The sequence below is a fragment of the Ancylobacter crimeensis genome (assembly GCF_023016805.1).
GTDB classification, from domain to species: domain Bacteria; phylum Pseudomonadota; class Alphaproteobacteria; order Rhizobiales; family Xanthobacteraceae; genus Ancylobacter; species Ancylobacter crimeensis.
Genome location: NZ_JALKCH010000014.1, coordinates 43,948 through 63,258, shown reverse-complemented (window position 1 = coordinate 63,258; position 19,311 = coordinate 43,948). Strand labels below are relative to the sequence as shown.

The window sequence follows — 19,311 nt, the reverse complement described above, 5'->3', positions numbered from 1 at the left end:
GGGTCAGCTCCCGTTGCGGGCGTGAAGGCCCGGCTGGAACAGGTCCTTCCAGCCCGGCTTCTGCTTGATGAGGCCGATGCGGTATTCGAAGTCGGTGAAGACGTCGACGCGCTCGGGCACGGTGGTGAAGCGGATCTGCGGATCGCGGATGATGGCCTCCACGAAGGCCGGATCGAGCTTTGATTTTTCGGCGGCGATATAGAGCGACGCGGCTTCCTTCGGGTTGGCCTTGATCCAGTCATTGGCCTGGTCGAGCGCGGCGACGAAGGCATTGATCGTCTTCGGGTTTTCTTCCGCGTATTTCCTCGTCCCATAGACGACGTTGAAGGTGTGCGGGCCGCCCAGCACGTCATAGCTGTTGAGGACGGCGTGGACCTTGTCGCTTTCGAGCTGCTGCTCGAAGAAGGGCGGCGAAGTGAAATGGGCGGTGATGCCGCCGGTACCGGAAAGGATCGCGGCCGTCGCGTCCGGATGTGGCAGGCTCACGGTGAGGCGGTCGAGCTTGTCGTACTGGCCGAAGGCCTTCTCCGCCGCGATCTGCAGCACGATCGGCTGGAAGCCGACCTTGACCGAAGGCAGGGCGATGCGGTCGCTGTCGGTGAAGTCCTTGAGCGTCTTCACCTTCGGATTGTTGGTAGTGAGCACGTTCGGCATGGAGCCGAGCGAGGCGATGAGGGTGATGTCGACCTTTCCGCGGGTCTTGTCCCAGGTCAGGATCGCCGGGGCGACGCCGGCGGTCGCGAAGTCGAGCCCGCCGGAAATGAGCGCGTCGTTCATCGCCGCCGCGCCGGAGAGGCGGAGCCACTCCACCTTCAGGTCCGCGACGCCGGCGCTCTCGGCCTGCTTCTCGATGAGGTGCTGCTCCTTCGCCACGATCAGCGGCAGATAGGCGATGCCGAATTGCTGGGCGATGCGCAGCTGCCCGCTTTCGGCAAGGGCCGGCGTGACATGCGACAGGGCGAGAGCCGGCGCGAGGGCCAGCGTGGCTGCGGCAAGAAGGGCGCGAAGGCGCATGGCGGGTCTCCGTGGACAGCTCGATCGAATGTCTCCTATAGAATAGAATTCCAATGGAATATACGTTATTTCATCAAATTCCCATTTTTGGTACGGAATAAGAAATGAGTTTCACCGATCTGTTGTGGTACATCCCGAACGATGTGAAGGCCGGACATCGCGGCGATGCGGCGACGGGCGACCCCGGCAGTCTCGACGCGCTGACCCGGCAGGCCCGCGCCATCGAAGATCATGGCTGGAAGGGCGCGCTCATCGGCACCGGCTGGGGCAGGCCCGACACCTTCACGGTGGCAAGTGCCCTCGTTGCCCGCACCACACGTTTCGAGCCGCTCATCGCCATTCGCCCGGGCTACTGGCAGCCGGCGCCGTTCGCCTCGGCCGCCGCGACGCTCGATCAGCTCTCCGAAGGCCGGGTGCGCATCAATATCGTGTCCGGCCGGGACGATCTCGCCGCTTACGGCGACCGGGAGGGCGGTCCCGTCGAGCGCTACGCCCGTACCGCGGAGTTCATGCGGCTGGTGCGCCGCCTCTGGACCGAGGAGAACGTGACCTTCGAGGGCGAGTATTTCCAGGTGAGCGGATCGACGGCTGCGCCGCGCATCACCGTCCGCGGCGAGCGGCGTCATCCGCTGTTCCATTTCGGCGGAGCTTCGGAGGCGGCCGAGCAGGTGGCGGCCACGCAGGCTGACGTGCAGCTGTTCTGGGGCGAGCCGCGCGACCAGATCGCCGAGCGCATCGCCCGACTGAAGGACCTCAGCCGCACGCTGGACCGCGACCTGCCGCCGCTGAGGTTCGGCCTGCGCATCACCACGCTGGTGCGCGATACCACGGAGCAGGCCTGGGCCGACGCCGAGGCCAAGGTCGCCGAAATGGCGCGCACCCGCGGGGCCGGCTGGCAGGATCATCGGGGCCCGGTCGCGGTCGGCCAGCAGCGCCTCCTGGAACTCGCCGGGCGCGGCGACGTGCTCGACGACAACCTCTACACCGCGCCCGGCCGGGTCGGCGGCGGCGGGGCCGGCACCACATGGCTTGTCGGCTCGGCGCAGGACGTCGCCCGCTCGCTGGCGCGATATCGGGACCTCGGCATCACCACCTTCATCCTCTCCGACACGCCCTATCTCAGGGAAATCGAGCGCCAGGGCCGGGAATTGCTGCCGTTGCTCAAGGGGTAAGGGACGGTTTCACACAGGACGATGAACTTTCGCGCGAAATGCTCTAAGAGACCGGCAGCGGCGAGGCGTCCATGTCGGCAGATCGAGTGAACCGGGGGAAAGCATCTTCGAGGCCGGCGGAATCCTGGCGGATCGGCGTGCTGTTCTCGCGCAAGGGGCACATGCGGGTGCCCGAGACCGAACATTTCCGCGGGACCGCGCTGGCCATCGAGGAGTTGAACCTCGCCGGCGGCGTGCTGGGCCTGCCGATCGAGCCGGTCTGCTACGATCCCGAATCCAGCCCGGAGCTGTACCGCGCCCATGCCGAGCGGCTGCTGACCGAAGACGGGGTCAGCACCATCTTCGGCTGCTGCACATCCTCCTGCCGCAAGGCCATCCTCGCCACGGTGGAACGGCGCAATGCGCTGCTCTGGTATTCCTCGCTCTATGAGGGCTTCGAATACTCGCCCAACGTCATCTATACCGGCGCGGTGCCGAACCAGAACAGCCTGCACCTCGCCCGCTATCTGTTCGCCACCTATGGCAGGAGCTTCTACCTCGTCGGCTCGGACTACATCTATCCGCGCGAATCGAACCGCATCATGCGTGATGTCGTGCTGCGGGAGGGCGGCGAGGTGGTCGCCGAGACCTATGTGCCGGTCGTGCCCCATCCCGACCTGCTTCGCCGGGTGGTCGAGGACATAAGGCGCCGGCAGCCGGCGGTGGTCTTCTCGACCGTGGTCGGTGAGGGGGCCCAGGAATTCTACCGGATCTATCGCGAGGCCGGGCTCGATCCCCGCATTTTGCCGATCGCCAGCCTGACGATGGGCGAGGGCGAGATCCGCGAGATCGGGCCGGAGCTGTGCGTCGGGCACATCACCTCCGCGCCCTATTTCTCGACCATCGACACCGAGCGCAACCGGGCCTTCGTCACCACCTACCGCTCCCGCTTCGGGGTCGACGCGCCGGTGACGATGTATGCCGAGGCGGCCTACTTCCAGGTGCACCTCTTCGCCGATGCGCTCGGGCGGGCCCGCTCGCTCGATACCCAGCGCCTTGCCGATGCCACGCTCGGCACCGCCTATGACGCGCCGCAGGGGCGGGTGCAGATCGACCCCGACAACAACCACACCTTCCTGCGGCCCCGCATCGGCGTGGTCAACGACCACGGCGCTTTCGACGTGGTGTGGGAGGCTAAGGCGTCCGCCAAGCCTGATCCCTATCTGGTCGATCATGTCTATGACCATGCATAGGCCTGTATCCGGCACCGGGGCGGCGGCATGAGTGCGTCGGCTCTGATCCAGAACCTCCGGAACACCCGCGTCGCGGTGGTCCATCCCCGCGACCAGGACGGCGACGACCTCATTCGCCAGTTGCAGCGCATCGGCTGCCAGGTGCAGGCGGTATGGCCGCCGCCGGCTCAGCTTCCGCTTCCGCTCGACGCGGTGTTCTTCCTGCTCGACAGCGACATCCGCAGCGCGATGCCATGGCGCATGGCCGACCTCAACGTCGCCCATATCGCCATCATGGACTACGAGAACCCGACCGCACTGAAGGCGCTGCTGGATTCCAATGCCCATGGCGTGCTGCTGCGCCCCATCCGCGCGACCGGCGTGTTGTCCAACCTGGTCCTAGCCCTGTCGATCCGCGGCTATGAGGGGCGGCTGCTGACCAAGATCTCGAAGCTCGAGGACACGCTGCGCACCCGCCGCGACATCGAGAAGGCGACGCGACTTCTGATGAGCCTGCGCAACCTCTCCGAGAACGATGCCTACCAATTCATCCGGCGGCAGGCGACGGCGAAGCGGGTCTCGCTGGGCGTGATCGCCAGTTCCATCATCAATGCCAGCGCGATGCTGGCCGAGCTGGACCGCGACGGCGAAAAATAGGCAGAATGCCCGCGATATAGGCAGCATCGACGCCTGCCGAAGGATGGTGCAAAAGTCGCTTGACTTCGAGGCGTTCCTGCGTTTGGCTAGGTGGGTCCGATCGTCAAGGCGCGGACGCAGCGGCAGCGTTGCCGCTTCATATCAAGGCTGTGCAGCCCTCGTTCGACGTCCGCCAGACGTCGCCCGGGGGCTTTTTGTTTTCGCGACGCGGTGTGCCGCGGCGCCGGGAGAGGTGTGTCCCGATGGCTGGTTCAAGTTCGGTTCGTGTCGCCTGCATCCAGATGGAACCCCGTTTCGGGGCTACTGCGGCGAATGTCGCGCACAGCATTGCCCTCATCGAGCAGGCGGCGGACCAGGGCGCGAATCTTGTGGTGCTGCCGGAGCTTTGCAACACCGGCTACATGTTCGAGACCCGCGCGGAGGCCTTCTCCCTCGCCGAGCCGGTGCCGGAAGGCCCCTCGACCAAGGCCTGGGCCGACGTGGCGGCGCGGCGCAACCTCATCATCGTCGCAGGTCTCGCCGAGCGTGACGGTGACGTGCTGTACAACAGCGCCATCGTGGTCGGCCCGGGAGGGGCCATCGGCACCTACCGCAAGAACCATCTCTGGGGCGCGGAGAACCTGTTCTTCGAGCCCGGCAACAGCGGCGCGCCGGTCTTCCAGACCGAGATCGGGCGGATCGGCGTCGCCATCTGCTACGACGGCTGGTTCCCGGAGCTCTACCGGCTGCAGGCGCTGCAGGGCGCCGACATCGTCTGCGTGCCCACCAACTGGGTGCCGATTCCCGGCCAGGCCGAAGGACGCGAGGCGATGGCCAACATCCTCGCCATGGCGGCGGCCCACACCAACTCGCTCGCCATCGCCTGCGCCGACCGTATCGGCACCGAGCGGGGCCAGCTCTTCATCGGGCAGAGCCTGATCATCGCCCATACCGGCTGGCCGGCAGCAGGGCCGGCGAGCCCGACGGATGAAACCGTGCTTGTCGCCGAGATCGACCTCGGTGCCGGACGGCGGGACCGCAACTGGAACGCCTTCAACCAGCCGCTGCGCGACCGTCGCACCGACCTCTATGCCGAGATGCTCGGCTCCGACATCAGGCGCGGCTGGTACTGACCGCGCCTGCGACAACAAGAACCAACCTTCCCGACCCCCTTCCGCTGTCTCGAGGAGAACGTGATGTCCCGCAGGAACCTGCTTGCCGGCACCGTGCTGGCCGGTGTGCTCGCCGCCGCGCTTGGCGCTGCACTTCCCACCATGCCGGCCTTCGCCGCCGATACCGTCACCATCGGCATCCCGGTCGGCCTGTCCGGCGCCAACAGCGTGGTGGCGCCATCCGTCGTGCAGTCCGCCGAACTCGCCGTCGAGGAAATCAATGCCAAGGGCGGCATCCTCGGCAAGACGGTGAAGCTTGAGGTCGCCGATGACGCATCAGGCGCCGCCGGTGCGCAGAAGGCGTTCGACTCGCTGATCTTCCAGAAGAAGGTCGACGTCCTCATCTCGATGGAAACCTCGGCCGCCCGCAATGCCGGCCTGCCGATCGTCAACCGCGGCAAGACCCCCTACATCTACACGTCCTTCTACGAGGGCCGTTCCTGCAGCCCGTATATGTATGTGAACGCCTGGGTGCCGGACCAGCAGGTCGCCCCGATCGTCGACTACTTCAAGGACAAGGGCGCCAAGACCTACTTCCTCATCGGCTCCGATTACGCCTTCGGGCGCGGCATGCTGGCCTTCACCAAGAGCTATATCGAAAAGATCGGCGGCAAGGTGGTGGGTGACGAATACGCCCCGATGGACGCCACCGACTGGACCGCCATCCTTTCCAAGGTGAAGGCGGCCAATCCCGACGCCATCATCACCTCCACCGCCGGCGGCGCGCCCAATGTGACGTTGACCAAGCAGCTGCGCGCCGCGGGCGTCAAGGCGCTCTACGGCAATCTCGCGGTCGATGAAGGCACCGCCAAGAGCATGGGGGCCGATGCCGAGGGCATCTACATCTCCGGTTCCTACTTCACCAACATCGACACCCCGGCCAACAAGGCGTTCCTCGCCGCGATGGACAAGAAGTTCGGCGCCGGGCTGAAGACGCCGAACGATCTCTCCGTGCCGGAATATGAGGCGGTATACGCCTACAAGGCGGCAGTGGAGAAGGCCGGTACCACGGATGCGGCCAAGGTCATCCGGGCGCTGGGGGAGGTCAGTGTCGAGGGTCCGCGGGGCACCATCACCATGAACAAGCAGCGCCACGCGCCGCTCACCATGTATCTCGGCCAGGTGCAGGCGGATGGCGGGGTCAAGATCCTCTCCACCTTCAAGGACGTGGATCCGGGCGAGCAGTGCCCCAAGCTGAAGTGAGCCTTCGCTTCCCTGAACCACGGGGCGCCGCTCGCGGCGCCTCCCATCCACCGGCCGGCGTGCATGAGGCGCCGGCCCGGGAACAGCGCCCATGATCGCACAGGCACTCGACATCCTCACCACGGCCGCGATCCTCTATGCGGTCGCGACGGGCCTGCTGCTCGTCTTCGGCGTGATGAAGATCATCAATTTCGCCCATGGCGGGCTGATGACCCTGGGCGGCTACGCGGCGCTCGTCACCACGCAGCTCGGGCTCAATCCCTGGCTGGCCATTCCCGCGGCCGCGCTGTTCGGCGCCGTGGCGGGCATGGCGATCGAGCGCTTCGTGGTGCGCCCGCTCTATGCCCGGCCGCTCGACGCGATCCTCGCCACATGGGGCCTCAGCATCGTCATCGGGCAGCTCATCACCATCGCCTTCGGTCGCGGGGTGCAGTTCGCGCAGGCTCCGCTCGACGGCACGCTGGATGTCTTCGGCGAAAGCTATTCCGCCTATCGCCTCGCCCTCGTGCCGATCGCGCTCATCCTCGGTGCCGGCCTCACCGCGCTGCTGCAGGGCACGCGGCTGGGTCTGGAGACCCGCGCCGTCATCATGAACGAGGATCTTGCCCGCGGCCTCGGCATCAATAGCGGGCTGGTGCGCTTTCTCACCTTCACCCTCGGCTCGGCGCTCGCCGCCATTGCCGGCACCCTGATCACGCCGCTGTCGAGCGTCGATCCCGGCATGGGCGTGCCGTGGCTGGTCAATGCCTTCATGCTGGTCCTGGTGTCGGGGGCCTCGCTGGTGAGCCTGCTGGTCTCGTGCCTCGTGCTGGGCGGCGCGCAGGTGCTGGTGAGCACCCATCTCAGCCCGGTGCTGGGCGGGCTGACCATTGCCGTGCTGGCCGCCATCATCCTTCGAATCCGTCCGCAGGGGTTCGCCCGTGACTGAATCCCGTCGCCTCGGCTTCATCCTCGCCGCCGCCCTTCTCGCCTGCGCGATCGTCGCAGCCGGGCCCTATCTGCTCGACACCTATTCGGTGAACGTGCTCACCCGCTCGCTGCTTTACGCCGCGGTGGCGCTGACCGTGGACCTGCTGTGGGGCTATCTCGGCATCCTCACCTTCGGCCAGTCCGTCTTCTTCGCCATAGGCGCCTATGCGGCGGGACTGGTCTTCACGCATCTCGATTTCTCGAACGCCAATGCCGTGCTGGCCCTGGGACTGGGCATCGGGGCCGCGCTGCTGACCGCAGCGATCGTCGGCTGGCTCGCCTTCTGGCACGGCGCCTCGGCGCTCTATGCCTCGGTCATCACGCTGGTGCTGCCGATCGTGGCGACGCAATTGCTCTACTCCGGCGGTACCTTCACCGGCTCGTCCAGCGGCCTGTCCGGCTTCACCAGCTTCGACGTCTCGATGGAAGGCTGGTTCTGGATCGCCGGCTTCTTCCTCGTGGCGGTGACCACCGGCGCCTTCATCTTCGTGAAGAGCGATGCCGGCCGGCTCCTGGTCGCGGTGCGGGAGAACGAGCAGCGCTGCAAATATCTCGGGCTCGACACCTCGCGGCTCAAGATCGCGGTCTATCTCGCCTGCGCCGCCATCGGCGCGGTGGCGGGCTATCTTTATGCCGGCTACTCGATGGTGGTGGCACCCGAGCTGGCGGGCTTCGTGTTCGGCACGGAACTGGTGATCTGGACCGCACTGGGCGGGCGCGGCACGCTGCTCGGGCCGGTCTTCGGCGCGCTGATCGTCGATTACGAGAGCGCCCAGCTATCCGGGGACTATCCCTTCGTCTGGCAGCTCATCATCGGCATCGTCTTCGTTCTGGTGATCGTCGCCTTCCCGCGGGGGCTTCTGCCGATGGTGGTCGCGCTGCCGCGGCGCCTGCTGGCGAGGGCGCGTGGGCCGGCTTCCCCGGCAGGCGAGATGCGCCTCGTGCGGCTCGATCCGACGCTGACTCAGGGCGAGGCGCCCGGCGACGGTGCGGCGCTGGCCGTGAAGGACGTCGCCAAGCATTTCGGCAGCCTCAGCGTATTGAGCGGCATCGACTTCTCGGCCCGTGCCGGCGAACTGGTCAGTCTGGTCGGTCCCAACGGTGCGGGCAAGACCACGCTGATGCGCTGTATCGCCGACGGGTCGGAGCGTTCCGCCGGCAGCATCGTGGTGAACGGCCACGACATCGGCCGGCGCCCGCCGGAGGCCTGCGTCGCGCTCGGGGTAGGGCGCAAGTTCCAGATGGCCAACGTGTTCGAGACGCTGACCGTCGCGCAATGCCTGCAGGTCGCGCGCGTGCGCCATGCCCGTCCCTCCTTTTGGAAGCGCTCGCGCACATTGCCGCTGCCCGAGGCGGCGCTCCACGTGCTCGCCACCACGGGGCTCGACCGCCAGCTCGGAACGCCGGCGCACCTGCTCTCCCACGGGATGAAGCAGGCTCTCGAACTCGCCATGGTGCTGGCCCTCGAGCCGCGCGTGCTGCTGCTAGACGAGCCGACCGCCGGTCTCACCAAGACCGAGCGCATGCAGATTGGCGGCATCCTGACCGAACTCACCCGCCGGCAGGGGCTGTGCATCCTGCTGGTGGAGCACGACCTCGACTTCGTGCGCGAAATCTCCTCGCGCATCATCGTGCTGCATCAGGGCCGTATCGTGCTCGACGGTTCGGTCGAGGAGGTCGTGAATTCGGAGCTGGTCCGGCAGGTCTATGCGGGCTCCGGCCATGCCGGCATCGCCCATTCCGCCCAACCGATCCAGACGGGAGCTCCGGCATGAGCGCCTCAGGCATCGAGGTCCAGCAGCTCTCCAGCGGCTATGCCGGCGCCAAGGTGATTCGCGAGGTCAGCCTCGCCACCGCGCCGGGCGAGATCCTTGCCGTGCTCGGCAAGAACGGCATGGGCAAGTCGACCCTGCTGAAGGCGATGATGGGCCTGCTGCCGCGCATGGGCGGCAGCGTGCGGTTCGCTGGCCGGGAGGCCACGCGGCTGCCGCCTTACGCGGTTGCGCGGCTCGGGGTCGGCTATGTGGCGCAGGAAAAGGCGCTGTTCCAGGACCTCACGGTGGAGGAGAACCTGCGCCTCGCCGTCCGCCGCACGGATTTCGAGGTGGCGCTGGCCGAGGTCGAGCGGGCCTTTCCCTTCCTGCTGCAGCGGCTCAAGCAGCGTGCCGGCACGCTATCGGGAGGCGAACAGAAAATGCTGCTGATGGCGCGCTCGCTGGCGGTGGGTGGCAAGGTGCTGCTCATCGACGAGATCACCGAAGGCCTCCAGCCCTCGGTGATCGACCGTCTCGCCGGTGTCATCCGTGACGCCCGCGCCCGGCATGGCACCACGATGCTTCTGGTGGAGCAGCATCTGCCCTTCGCGCTTGCCGTTGCGGACCGCTGGGCGGTGCTCGATCGCGGGGAGATCGCCGACACCGGTGCGGCGGGAGAGCCCGACGCGGCCGCACGCATTCTCCGCCACCTCAGCGTGTAAGGGAGAGCCATGCCCGAGCTGAATACCTTCTCCATCGTAGGACAGTGCCCCGAGACGAGGTGCGTCGGCGTCGCGGTCGCGACGGCCGTGCCGGCGGTAGGCTCGATGTGCCCGTTCACGCGGCCGGGCGTCGGGGCGGTTTCGACCCAGTCCTGGGTCAACCCCTATCTCGCCATCGCGGTGCTGGATGCCATGGCCGGCGGCGCCACCGCATCTGACGCGCTGGCTCGCGCCCTTTTCGACGACCCCGCTCGCGAGCTGCGCCAGATCGGCGTGGTGGATGCCGCCGGGCGCGCGGCGTCGTGGTCGGGTAGCGGCTGCACCGGCTGGTTCGGCCATGAGGTGGGGGAGGGCTTCGCCGTCCAGGGCAACATGCTCACCGGTCCGGAGGTCATCGCCGCCATGGCGCAAGCCTGGCGCGCCGGCGCCGGTCGCGCGCTCGGAGAGCGGCTGATGCGGGCCATGGAGGCGGGCGACCGGGCCGGCGGCGACAAGCGCGGCAAGCAGTCCGCCGCCCTGCGCATCCAGGGCGCGGAGGATTATCCTGCGCTTGATCTGCGGGTGGATGAGCATGCCGAGCCGGTGAAGGAGCTGCGCCGCGTGCTCGACATCGCGGTGCGGCAGCTGGTGCCCTTCGTCGAGGGCATGCCGAAGCGGGGCGCGCCGCCCGGCCCGGCACCGGAGGAGGTGACGCAGCTGCTGGCGCGCGCGCCGCAGGACCGGCCGGGGGGAACCGGCGACAACGGCACCGCCGCCCGCCTCGCTGCCGCCACCGGCCTGCCGCCGGACGCCGGCCGGCTGCAGTTTTTGCTGGCGCAGTTCGCGCCGATCCTTCGCGAGATCGAGCTGCTGCGCAGCGTCGATCTCGCGGCCGTCCATCCGCCCGTGATCTTCGACCCGACGCTCCCCTATCGGCGGATGCAGCCATGACCCCATCCCTTTCGAGCGTCGATCTGTGCGGGCTGACCATCAGCGAACTCGCCCCGTTGCTGCGCGGGCGCCGTCTCTCCAGCGTCGATCTGGTCGGCGAGAGTCTCGCGCGTCTCGGCCGGCATGACCCCGCGATCCAGAGCTTTGTCCATCTCTCCGCCTCCGCGCTGGAGGAAGCCGCGGCCGCCGATGCGGCCATCGCACGCGGCGAATGGCGCGGGCCGCTCCACGGCGTTCCGATCGCGATCAAGGACAATTACACAACGCAAGGCCAGCCGACGCGGGCCGGCACCGGCGTCGCGGCGCTCACCTTTCCGGAGCGCGACAGCCATTGCGTCGCCCGCCTGCGGGCGGCGGGGGCGGTGATCCTCGGCAAGACGCGGATGCATGAATTCGCGTGGGGCATGGTGACACCGCCAACACGCAACCCATGGGACCTCGATCGTGTGCCGGGCGGTTCCAGCGGCGGCTCGGGCGCCGCGGTGGCCGCCGGTTTCTGCCCGGCGGCGCTCGGCTCCGACACCGGAGGCTCGATCCGCATTCCCGCGGCGCTGTGCGGCGTGGTGGGGCTGAAGCCGACTTATGGCCGCATCGGGCGTTCCGGCATCGTGCCGCACTCCTGGTCGCTCGACCATGCGGGTCCGCTCGGCCGCTCGGTTGCCGATGCCGCTCATCTGCTCCAGGTGCTGGCTGGGCCCGACGCCGAGGACCCGGCGGCCAGCGCGGCGCCGGTTCCCAACTATGCCGCAGCCCTCGGCGAAGGCGTGCGCGGCCTCCGGGTCGCGGTGATCCGCAATCATTTCTTCGAGGCGATCGACGACGAGGTGGCGGCGGCGGTGGAGGGTGCCATCGACTTCCTCGCCGGCGAGGGTTGCACGGTGCGCGAGGTGAACGTGCCCTCGCTGCGCTACGGGCTCGGCAGCATCTTCGCCATCGAACTCGCGTCTTCCACCGCCTATCACGATGCCAGCCTCGCCGCCGGCCACACCGCGGGGTTCGCCGCCGACGTGCGCGATCTGGTGGAGATGGGACGGCTCGTCACCGGTCCGGACTATCTCAAGGCGGAACAGATGCGGGCCCGCATCATGGACGAGATGGCCGAAGTGCTGGCGCAGGCGGATGTCATCGTGACGCCGGCCTCGCCGATTACCGCCTGGCGGCATGACGAGAGCATTGTGCAGATCGGCGGCCGTGAAGAGAGCGTGCTCGCCATCTCCTGGCGTCTCACCTATCCGTTCAATCTCACCGGCCTACCGGCCATCAGCCTGCCCTGCGGCTTCGATCGCCGGGGACTGCCCATGGGGCTGCAGATCGCGGCGCGGCCCTTTGCCGAAGAGGTGCTGCTGCGGGTGGCGGATCGCTATGAGCGGGCCCATGGCTGGGCCGCATGCCGGCCGGTGCTGGCGGGATCATGAAGCTGGCCGCTCCTCGTTTCCGGTCTCCGTCCCGGACACGCGCGGCGGCAGGATCGGCGTGATGGTGCCGTACCAGCCCGCAATGCTGCCGTCCTCCTCGCGCAGCGCCGCGCACCAGCCGCGCACCCACCGATAGGAACCGTCCGCGATCCTGAGGCGATAATCCATGTCGAAGGTCTCGCCGGTGAGGCGGGCCTGCTTCACGGCGGCGAACACTCGGTCCTGATCGTCGGAATGGACGAACGCCATCCACCCATCGTCGGTCAGCTCCTCGGGCGATTTCCCGGTCAGGGCGCAGAGCTGGGCGCTCGATCTCTCGATCACGCCCTGGGACGACGCGGTCCAGTAATAGCTCGGGCCGTTCTCGAGAATGAAGCGGACTTCGCGCTCGCTGCGCCGAAGCGCATCCTCTGCCTGCCGGCGCTCATGAATGTCCTCGGTCTGGCCGAACCAGCGCACCACATGGCCATCGGCGTCCTTCTCGGGGGCGGCGAAGCCGCGGACCCAGCGATAGCTGCCATCGGCCATCCGGTAGCGCATCTCGGCCTCGCAGACCTCGCCGGTCGCAATTCCCCGCCGGAGTGCCGCCAGAACATCGGTCAGATCGTCCGGATGGACGAGGTCGAACCAGCCATAGCCCAGGAGCTTTGCGGTCGTGGTGCCGAGGAGCGCGCCATAGCGGGCGTCGTCGAAGGCGATCAACTTTCCTTCGGGATCGAGCTGCCAGCAGATGCGCATGCTGAGCTGGGCGGTCAGCCGATAGTGCTCCTCGCTTTCGCGCAGGGCGTCATCTGCGCGCTTGCGGTCGGTGATGTCCACGCCGAGGACGCCGTAGCCGAGAAGCTCGCCGGCCTCGTCGGTGACGCGGGTGAGCGTGACCAGATCCGTGCCGCCGTCGGGCCGCGGGAATTCGAAGGAGGGATAGGGCTTGCCGCGCTCCCGGAACGAGCGCAGCCATGCCAGCAATTCCCCCTCGCGGGGCGTCAGTTCATGGATGCTGCGTCCCACGACCTCGGCGAGCGGTCGGCCGAGGCAGCGCGCAAACGCCTCGCTGGCATCCACGACGGTGAATGCCGTGTCGATGAAGCCGATGGATGTCTCGGGTGCCCTGTAAAGGGCGGAGATGTGGGCGGCCCGCTGCTCCAGCGAGGCATGGTTGATACCGGTACTGCCGGCCGAGGGCACCGGCGTCGCCAGCCGCTCCGGCACTTCGGCGGCGGGAACGGGACGGCCGAAGAAATATCCCTGAACATGCGAACAGCCGATGCGACGCAGAAAATCGGCCTCCTCCGCCGTCTCCACGCCTTCCGCCACCACATCGAGTTCGAGGCTCTGGCCGAGGCCGACGAGGGCGGCGACGATCTTGCGGCTCTGGCGCTGCTCCATCATCGAGCGCACGAAGCTGGCGTCGATCTTGATCTTGTCGAAAGGCAGGGTCTGCAGCCAGGCGAGGCTGGAATAGCCGGTACCGAAATCGTCCAGGGCGATCGAACAGCCCAGCGCATGAAGCACGTTCAGCGTCACTTCGGCCCGCGCCACGTCCTCGATGATGGCGGTTTCGGTGATCTCGATCTCCAGGCGCGACAGGGGAAAGCCGGCCTCATTCGCCAGGCTGGCGATCCGCTCCGGCAGGGCGCGCCCGCGAAGCTGCAGCGGCGAGACGTTGAAGGCGAGGGCGAGATGTTCGGGCCAGTTCCGCGCGGCGTCGAAGGCCTGCCGCATCAGGCTTTCCATCACGGCGTCGATCAGGCCGCTGCGCTCGGCGAGGGGGATGAACAGCGTCGGGCTGATCATGCCGTAGCCGGGCTCGTGCCAGCGCGCCAGCACCTCCATCGCGCTGATCCGCTGCTCGCGCAGCGCGATGATGGGCTGGAAATGCGGCCGCACCCGTCCACCCGACAACGCGGCGGCAAAAGCCTCGGTGGAGTTGCCGTGGAGCGTCAGCATGCCATTCCCGCCGAGCGTGATGCTCCCGCAAGAATAACGATTTTGGCAGAGGCGCCAACAGCTTCAACTGTTGCGCCGCACATGCCGGAGCGTTTTCCCCGGATGCCTGCCGCGGCTAGGTCGCCGGGCGCCGTCCGGCGAGATGGCGGCGGTCGTCGAGCGTCGAGAAAAGAACCGCCATCAGGATGCCGACCGCTGCGCCCAGAAGGGTGTCGAGCACCCGCTCGGGCGCCATTTCCGGGCCGACCGCCCCCGCGGCGCCGAGATAGGTCATCAGGAGCGCCATCGGGGTCACGAAGAACTGGCCGAAGGCGTAGTTGATGCCGATTACCATCTCGGTGAGAAGCTGCAGGACCACGATCACCGCGATCACCGTCCAGACGGAGGGGTGCTGCATCAGAAGGGCCCAGGCCAGCACCGCGCCGACCATGGTCCCGGCCATGCGCTGGAGGGCGCGGTTCATGGTGATGTGAAGATGCGTGCCCTGCATGACCGCGAGCGCGCCCATCGCCGCCCAGGCCGGATGGTTCGCGCCGATGGCATGGCCGGCGAAAATGGCGATGCCCGCGCCGACGGCACTGCGTGCGGCGGCCACCAGCCGCGGGCCGAGCGCGGGCACGGGGTCGGCCGGGAGCGGGCGCTCCGGCGAGGGAAGATGCCGGAACGCCTCGCTCGCAAGGCACACGATCCATGCCAGCACGGCGACGATCGCGGTCGCGGCGGTCCGCTCGACCACCTTTCCGAACTCAAGTCCGCCCGACATGGAGGCGCCGGCCGCGAACACGAAGATCAGGGGGCCGGGCGCGCCGAAGCGGCCGGTAACGCTGATGAAGAGGAAGAGGCCGCAGGCCAGTGCAAGCAAAAGGAGCTGCGCGGCCATCGGCGCGCCGAGCCAAGCCGCCGTCGACATGCCGAACACCGCCAGTACCTGACAGAGCCCTGAGAGCAGCAGGATGCGCAGCCGCCGCCGGGACGGCGCGAAACGGCCGAACAGCGCGACCAGCGCCCCGAGTGCGGCGAAGCCGACCAGATGCGACCACGGCGAGAGATGCACCAGCGGCAGGGCGATGGCGGCCGTGAGCGCCGCCTGAAGGCCGGCCAGAGTGGCGTTGCGCAGCGAGGGTTGGGCCGATAGCGAGAGGCTGTCCCTCAGTTGATCGGGATGAAGGAGATGGCGCACCGCGTCGCGGCGGCGCGGGGAACGCCCGCCATCCGGTTCGGGGGGCGATGGCGGGCCGGTCTCGCTCATGAGCGCGCCTCCTGCGCGGCGGATGCCTCGATCTGCGCCATGCGGCGGCCGATCGCCTCGAAATGGCCGAGCATCGCTGCAAGATCGCAATCCGCGAGATCGGCGAGCATGGCTTCCTCGGCTGCGCCGAGCGTGCGGCGAATCTCGCCGACGCGCTCCTTTCCCGGCGTGGTCAGATGGATGAGGTTGGTCCGTCCGTCCCTCTCGTCCTTTCGGCGTTCGATCAGCCCTTCGCGCGCGAGAATGTCGAGCACCCGCACGAGGCTGGAACCGTCGACGCCGACAAGGGCGGCCAGCTCCTTCTGGCTGATGCCCCCGCCCGTTTCCCGCAGATGGACAAGGGGAACCCATGTGGCACCGGAGAGGCCGGCGGCCGACAGATGCGCCTCCAGCGTCCTGCGCCAGCGCCGGGCGAGAAGGGAAAAGGTGATGCCGAACCGCAGGCGGGGGGAAGGCTGGCTGTCCATGACTGAACGTAAGATCATATGATTTGATTTGCAATTCAAATCATATGATCTGCATACCACAACGGTGCCGGCATGCTCACTCCGTTCGGCCCAGCACGATGAACGGCGCCCAGCAGGTCGGGTCCGGGTAGCGGTGGCGGGTGGCGAGCGTCGCCACGCGATGGGCCGAGGCGATCGGGTGCGTCGAGGTTTCCGTATCCCGGAGCGCCCCGTAGAACTGCTCCATCCAGAAACGGGTCGGCTCCGACCAGACGCTCCACAGCGTCAGCAGAGCGGTGCGTGCTCCCGCAAGAAGCAGGGCCTGCGCGAAGCCCTTGAGGCGATCGCCCTTGGCCGCAGCGATCTTGCCCGTCTCGCACGCCGCCAGAGACACCAGAGACGCCGTCAGCCGCAGGGCCAGCAGCTCCCGCACGGTGACGGGTCCGTCCGCCAGCAGGAGTTCGCCGGCCAGCGGATCCTCCTCGTCGAACCGGCCATGGCAGATGAGATGGAGGATGTCGGCATCCCCCGCACTCGCGAGCAGCGTCTCGCGCGTCGCCTCAAGATCGGCCTGCGTGCCGAGCGCCGCGGCGACCGTTAGCGCTTCGGCCTGAAAGCTCTGGCGTTCCTTCGGGCCGGGCGCGCTGCACAGCACCCGTGCCGTCATGCGGCCCGGCAGGATCGCGGCCGGGGCGAGGTCGCGCAGGATCGCCAGCGAGGGAATGTGCTGCGTCGCGACCGCATCGACGAGAAGTTCTCCCGGGGTGAGTTGCAGGGCGTGGAACGGAAAGCGATGCGCCGGGCCGTGCGGAACGATGATGAGCCGGCGACAGTGCCGGATCTCTCCCACGAATGGTTCGATGAGATGCTGCCCATAGAGTTGCCAGGCCTCGGGCGGCTGTTCCTGCGCCGGCACCGGCGCATCCACCCGTGCCTTGAGGCCTTCGAGCAGATCGCGCGCATCCGCCGGTGTGAAGGCCAGCGTGCGAATGAGGGGCGGGGTGTGCGGACGGACGAAGACCGCCACGGTGCTGGGGTCGTCAATCCAGTAGGCGAGAACGCCGGTGTCGTCCGAAAGGCCGTCGATCAGGATGCGGAGCGCGGCGGCCTCCGGCGGCGCCGGCCGCCGCAGCGCGACATAGGCTGCGCCGGCCGGGCCCGTGGCGGCGATCCGTCCATAGGTTTCCCCGAGCTGGGCGTACAGCGCCTGTCGCTGCTGCACCCGACGGCCGATATCGGCCTCGCTGCCGATCATGCGGGCGACGCTGTCGTCCGGCTCGCCAGCCAGTGCCTCGCGCAGCTCCCGCTCGGTCGCCAGGAGAACATCCGGCACGTTCTCGGGACAAGGAAGCTCCCGGTTGCCCAGTTCATCGAGCAGGTCGCGTGCCCGCCCCTGCTCCATCGCGGCGAGAACCCGCCAGCCATCGGCCTCGCCGCGTTCATGGAGGCTGGCGAGGACGGCGATGAGCGGGGAGAAGATGTGCGAGGCGTGCACGATCTCCTCGTCGCGGCGCAACGAGGTACTTGCCGACGCCAGCGTGGTTTCGGCGGCGGCCGCCGCCGCTTCGAAGCTGCGTGCGGCGCTAGCAAGGTCGAGGGAGCGCTCCTGCTCGACGCCGAGCCGGAAGATATCGCGCCAGTCGGCCTGTTCCATTCCATGGGCACGCAGCGTGTCGACGATGCGCCGGCGCGCCGCCAGCACGGCGTCGCGCGATCCGTCCGCTGGCGCAAACCGTTCCAGAACGAGGGCCCGCAGCCGTTCGGTCTCCAGAAAGAAGGCCGGCGCGCGCTGCTGGTCGTAGTCCGTCTGGATGGTGTCGATGGCGGCGAGCACGCGTCCGGCGTCCGGCGGCTCCCCGCCGCGGATCATGCACTCCGTCCGCGCCGCATAGTGCAGATAGGCGAGGCGGGCCTTGGCCCGATGATCCCGCTGTTTCACGGCAAGCCCATAGGCGATGGAGAATTGCTGCGCCGCCTCGCCGAAATCATCCACATCGTCGGTCAGGCTGCCCCGCCGCAGCAGTGCGGCGCCGAGGCTGTGGTGGATGAGCTGCTGCTGGTCGGGACGGAACAGATCGGCGCCTTCGGTGCGCAGCAGCTCCAGCCGCGCGAGGCCGGTGTCGATCTTTTCGATGATGTCGCCCGAGCTTTCCTCGATCCATGTCAGCGCCTCGTTGTAGCGAACCATCTGGAGGGTGAGGTGGGATGCGCCGGGCAGCAGCGCGCGGGCGAACGCTTCGCGTGCCAGCGCCCGGTTGGCAAAGGTGTCCCCCACCATCCTTCGCGTGTAGCCGATGCCGAGCTCCATGAGGGCGCCCGCCTGATCCTCGTCCGACATCGTGCCGGCGATCGCCACCGCCGCCTCGGCATGGGCCAGCGCCTGTCGGTTGTTCTCGATCGCGCTGCCTTCCAGCCGCGCGTCCCATGAGGCGGAAAGTCCCTGCCGGGCCTCGAGCCGCGAGAGCCGCCGGATGGCGGGATCGTCATCTTCGATAATGCGGGACAACCAGCTTCTCGCGCGCTCGCCCGCCGCGTCGCCGTGCCGGGGCACCTGTGCCTGCCAGCCCCGTCCGAGTGCGAGGAAGACGGTGGCCTTCAGGTCGCCGTGCAGATCGGGATGTTCCGCGATGAAGCGCAGGATGCGCGCGCCGCGCGCCTCCAATTCCTCCACGGAAGGCTCGTCCGTTTCCGGGAGCGTGGCGAGATAGGCGTCGGCGACCGGCCCGGGCAGGCGGCGCAGCGCCGCCAGCGCCTCATGGTCGGCGCGGCAGAGGGCGATGGCTGCGTCGATGCCTTCGCGTGTCGCGGCGGTCAGCAGGGCGAGGATCGGCCGGACGCGGAAGCGCGGGATGTCCGGCGCGGTGTCGGGCAGGGAAGCGAGCAAACGGATCGTACCGGGGCGCACGAGATCGGGGTGCGCCGTCAGGATGGCACGGCGTTCCTCGCAATCCCGCGCGAAGACGAGCTCGACGGAACGGTGCAGCCGTTCCTCTCCGGCACTCTTCACCTTTATGCCGGAACATGCGGCGAGGCTGTCGGCCAGTTCGGCGATCGAGCGTGCGATCCCGCCGCCGCCGGGAATGATGCCAGCCGGGTCGATGCCGAGGTCGGAGCAGCGCTTCACGAAACGCGCATGTGCGGTCTGGATGGCTTCTGCCGCGTTCTTCTTCTCGAACGCGACGTTGATGTGCTGCCGCCCCTGCGGACCGGTCCCGACAACGCAGAGCGCGCCGAGCCGCTCCACCCCCGGACCGATGCAGGCCGGGCAGAAGCTGCGCTGCAGGCTTCCGTCGCGAATATCGGGCTGCCGATCCGGGCGGGCATCGAGATCGATGATCCGCCAGATCGTCGCGTCGAACGCGGTGCCGCACAGCGGGCATCGCGCGCGATAGGTGTCGGCGAGCGAGAGATCGGTCATGCCGATCGTGGTGGGGCGACTCACGGTGGAGCGACTCATGGCGGTCGGCCTCC

15 protein-coding genes are annotated in these 19,311 nt (G+C 68.1%); 10 read left to right on the top strand and 5 right to left on the bottom strand.

Annotated features, from left to right (window positions below; translation table 11 throughout):
* Nucleotides 1-3: 3 nt before the first annotated feature.
* Nucleotides 4-1,014 (bottom strand): ABC transporter substrate-binding protein, encoded by a 1,011-nt coding sequence (locus MWN34_RS17795; RefSeq protein WP_247030656.1) that lies wholly within the window; start codon nucleotides 1,012-1,014, stop codon nucleotides 4-6.
* Between the two features lie 104 nt (nucleotides 1,015-1,118).
* Between MWN34_RS17795 and MWN34_RS17790 the strand changes: the two genes are divergently transcribed.
* From MWN34_RS17790 to MWN34_RS17745, 10 genes are all read left to right on the top strand, one after another.
* Nucleotides 1,119-2,186 carry an LLM class flavin-dependent oxidoreductase gene (locus MWN34_RS17790; RefSeq protein ID WP_247030655.1) on the top strand — a complete coding sequence of 356 codons (1,068 nt, stop codon included), beginning with the start codon at nucleotides 1,119-1,121 and terminating at the stop codon, nucleotides 2,184-2,186.
* A gap of 71 nt (nucleotides 2,187-2,257) precedes the next feature.
* On the top strand, nucleotides 2,258-3,418 hold the full coding sequence (locus MWN34_RS17785) for a transporter substrate-binding domain-containing protein (protein ID WP_247030654.1): 1,161 nt from the start codon (nucleotides 2,258-2,260) through the stop codon (nucleotides 3,416-3,418).
* Nucleotides 3,419-3,445: 27 nt separating this feature from the next.
* Complete coding sequence (locus tag MWN34_RS17780; RefSeq protein ID WP_247030653.1) at nucleotides 3,446-4,054, top strand: ANTAR domain-containing response regulator; 609 nt, start codon at nucleotides 3,446-3,448, stop codon at nucleotides 4,052-4,054.
* Nucleotides 4,055-4,296: 242 nt separating this feature from the next.
* Nucleotides 4,297-5,166, top strand: a complete 870-nt coding sequence (locus MWN34_RS17775) for a nitrilase family protein (protein ID WP_247030652.1) — start codon at nucleotides 4,297-4,299, stop codon at nucleotides 5,164-5,166.
* Between the two features lie 63 nt (nucleotides 5,167-5,229).
* Nucleotides 5,230-6,408 (top strand): substrate-binding protein, encoded by a 1,179-nt coding sequence (locus MWN34_RS17770; RefSeq protein WP_425532140.1) that lies wholly within the window; start codon nucleotides 5,230-5,232, stop codon nucleotides 6,406-6,408.
* 91 nt (nucleotides 6,409-6,499) lie between these two features.
* Nucleotides 6,500-7,336 (top strand): branched-chain amino acid ABC transporter permease, encoded by an 837-nt coding sequence (locus tag MWN34_RS17765; RefSeq protein WP_247030651.1) that lies wholly within the window; start codon nucleotides 6,500-6,502, stop codon nucleotides 7,334-7,336.
* The gene (locus MWN34_RS17760) at nucleotides 7,329-9,152 is read left to right on the top strand and encodes a branched-chain amino acid ABC transporter ATP-binding protein/permease (protein ID WP_247030650.1); all 1,824 of its coding nucleotides are present in this window, start codon (nucleotides 7,329-7,331) and stop codon (nucleotides 9,150-9,152) included. Before MWN34_RS17765 ends, MWN34_RS17760 begins: the two co-directional genes overlap by 8 nt.
* Complete coding sequence (locus tag MWN34_RS17755; protein WP_247030649.1) at nucleotides 9,149-9,853, top strand: ABC transporter ATP-binding protein; 705 nt, start codon at nucleotides 9,149-9,151, stop codon at nucleotides 9,851-9,853. The genes MWN34_RS17760 and MWN34_RS17755 overlap by 4 nt, the downstream gene beginning before the upstream one ends.
* A 9-nt stretch (nucleotides 9,854-9,862) precedes the next feature.
* Complete coding sequence (locus MWN34_RS17750; RefSeq protein ID WP_247030648.1) at nucleotides 9,863-10,783, top strand: DUF1028 domain-containing protein; 921 nt, start codon at nucleotides 9,863-9,865, stop codon at nucleotides 10,781-10,783.
* Complete coding sequence (locus MWN34_RS17745; RefSeq protein ID WP_247030647.1) at nucleotides 10,780-12,198, top strand: amidase; 1,419 nt, start codon at nucleotides 10,780-10,782, stop codon at nucleotides 12,196-12,198. Before MWN34_RS17750 ends, MWN34_RS17745 begins: the two co-directional genes overlap by 4 nt.
* Here the strand turns inward: MWN34_RS17745 and MWN34_RS17740 are convergent.
* The 4 genes from MWN34_RS17740 to MWN34_RS17725 all read right to left on the bottom strand — a co-directional run bounded on the left by MWN34_RS17740 (nucleotide 12,193) and on the right by MWN34_RS17725 (nucleotide 19,297).
* Entirely contained in the window at nucleotides 12,193-14,145 is a 1,953-nt protein-coding gene (locus MWN34_RS17740; protein WP_247030646.1) for an EAL domain-containing protein, read from the bottom strand. The genes MWN34_RS17745 and MWN34_RS17740 overlap by 6 nt on opposite strands.
* Before the next feature lie 115 nt (nucleotides 14,146-14,260).
* Complete coding sequence (locus MWN34_RS17735) at nucleotides 14,261-15,394, bottom strand: FUSC family protein (RefSeq protein WP_247030645.1); 1,134 nt, start codon at nucleotides 15,392-15,394, stop codon at nucleotides 14,261-14,263.
* The gene (locus MWN34_RS17730) at nucleotides 15,391-15,861 is read right to left on the bottom strand and encodes a MarR family winged helix-turn-helix transcriptional regulator (protein WP_247030644.1); all 471 of its coding nucleotides are present in this window, start codon (nucleotides 15,859-15,861) and stop codon (nucleotides 15,391-15,393) included. The genes MWN34_RS17735 and MWN34_RS17730 overlap by 4 nt, the downstream gene beginning before the upstream one ends.
* Nucleotides 15,862-15,937: 76 nt before the next feature.
* Nucleotides 15,938-19,297, bottom strand: coding sequence for a CHAT domain-containing protein (locus tag MWN34_RS17725; protein ID WP_247030643.1), 3,360 nt, complete (start codon nucleotides 19,295-19,297; stop codon nucleotides 15,938-15,940).
* Nucleotides 19,298-19,311 lie beyond the last annotated feature (14 nt).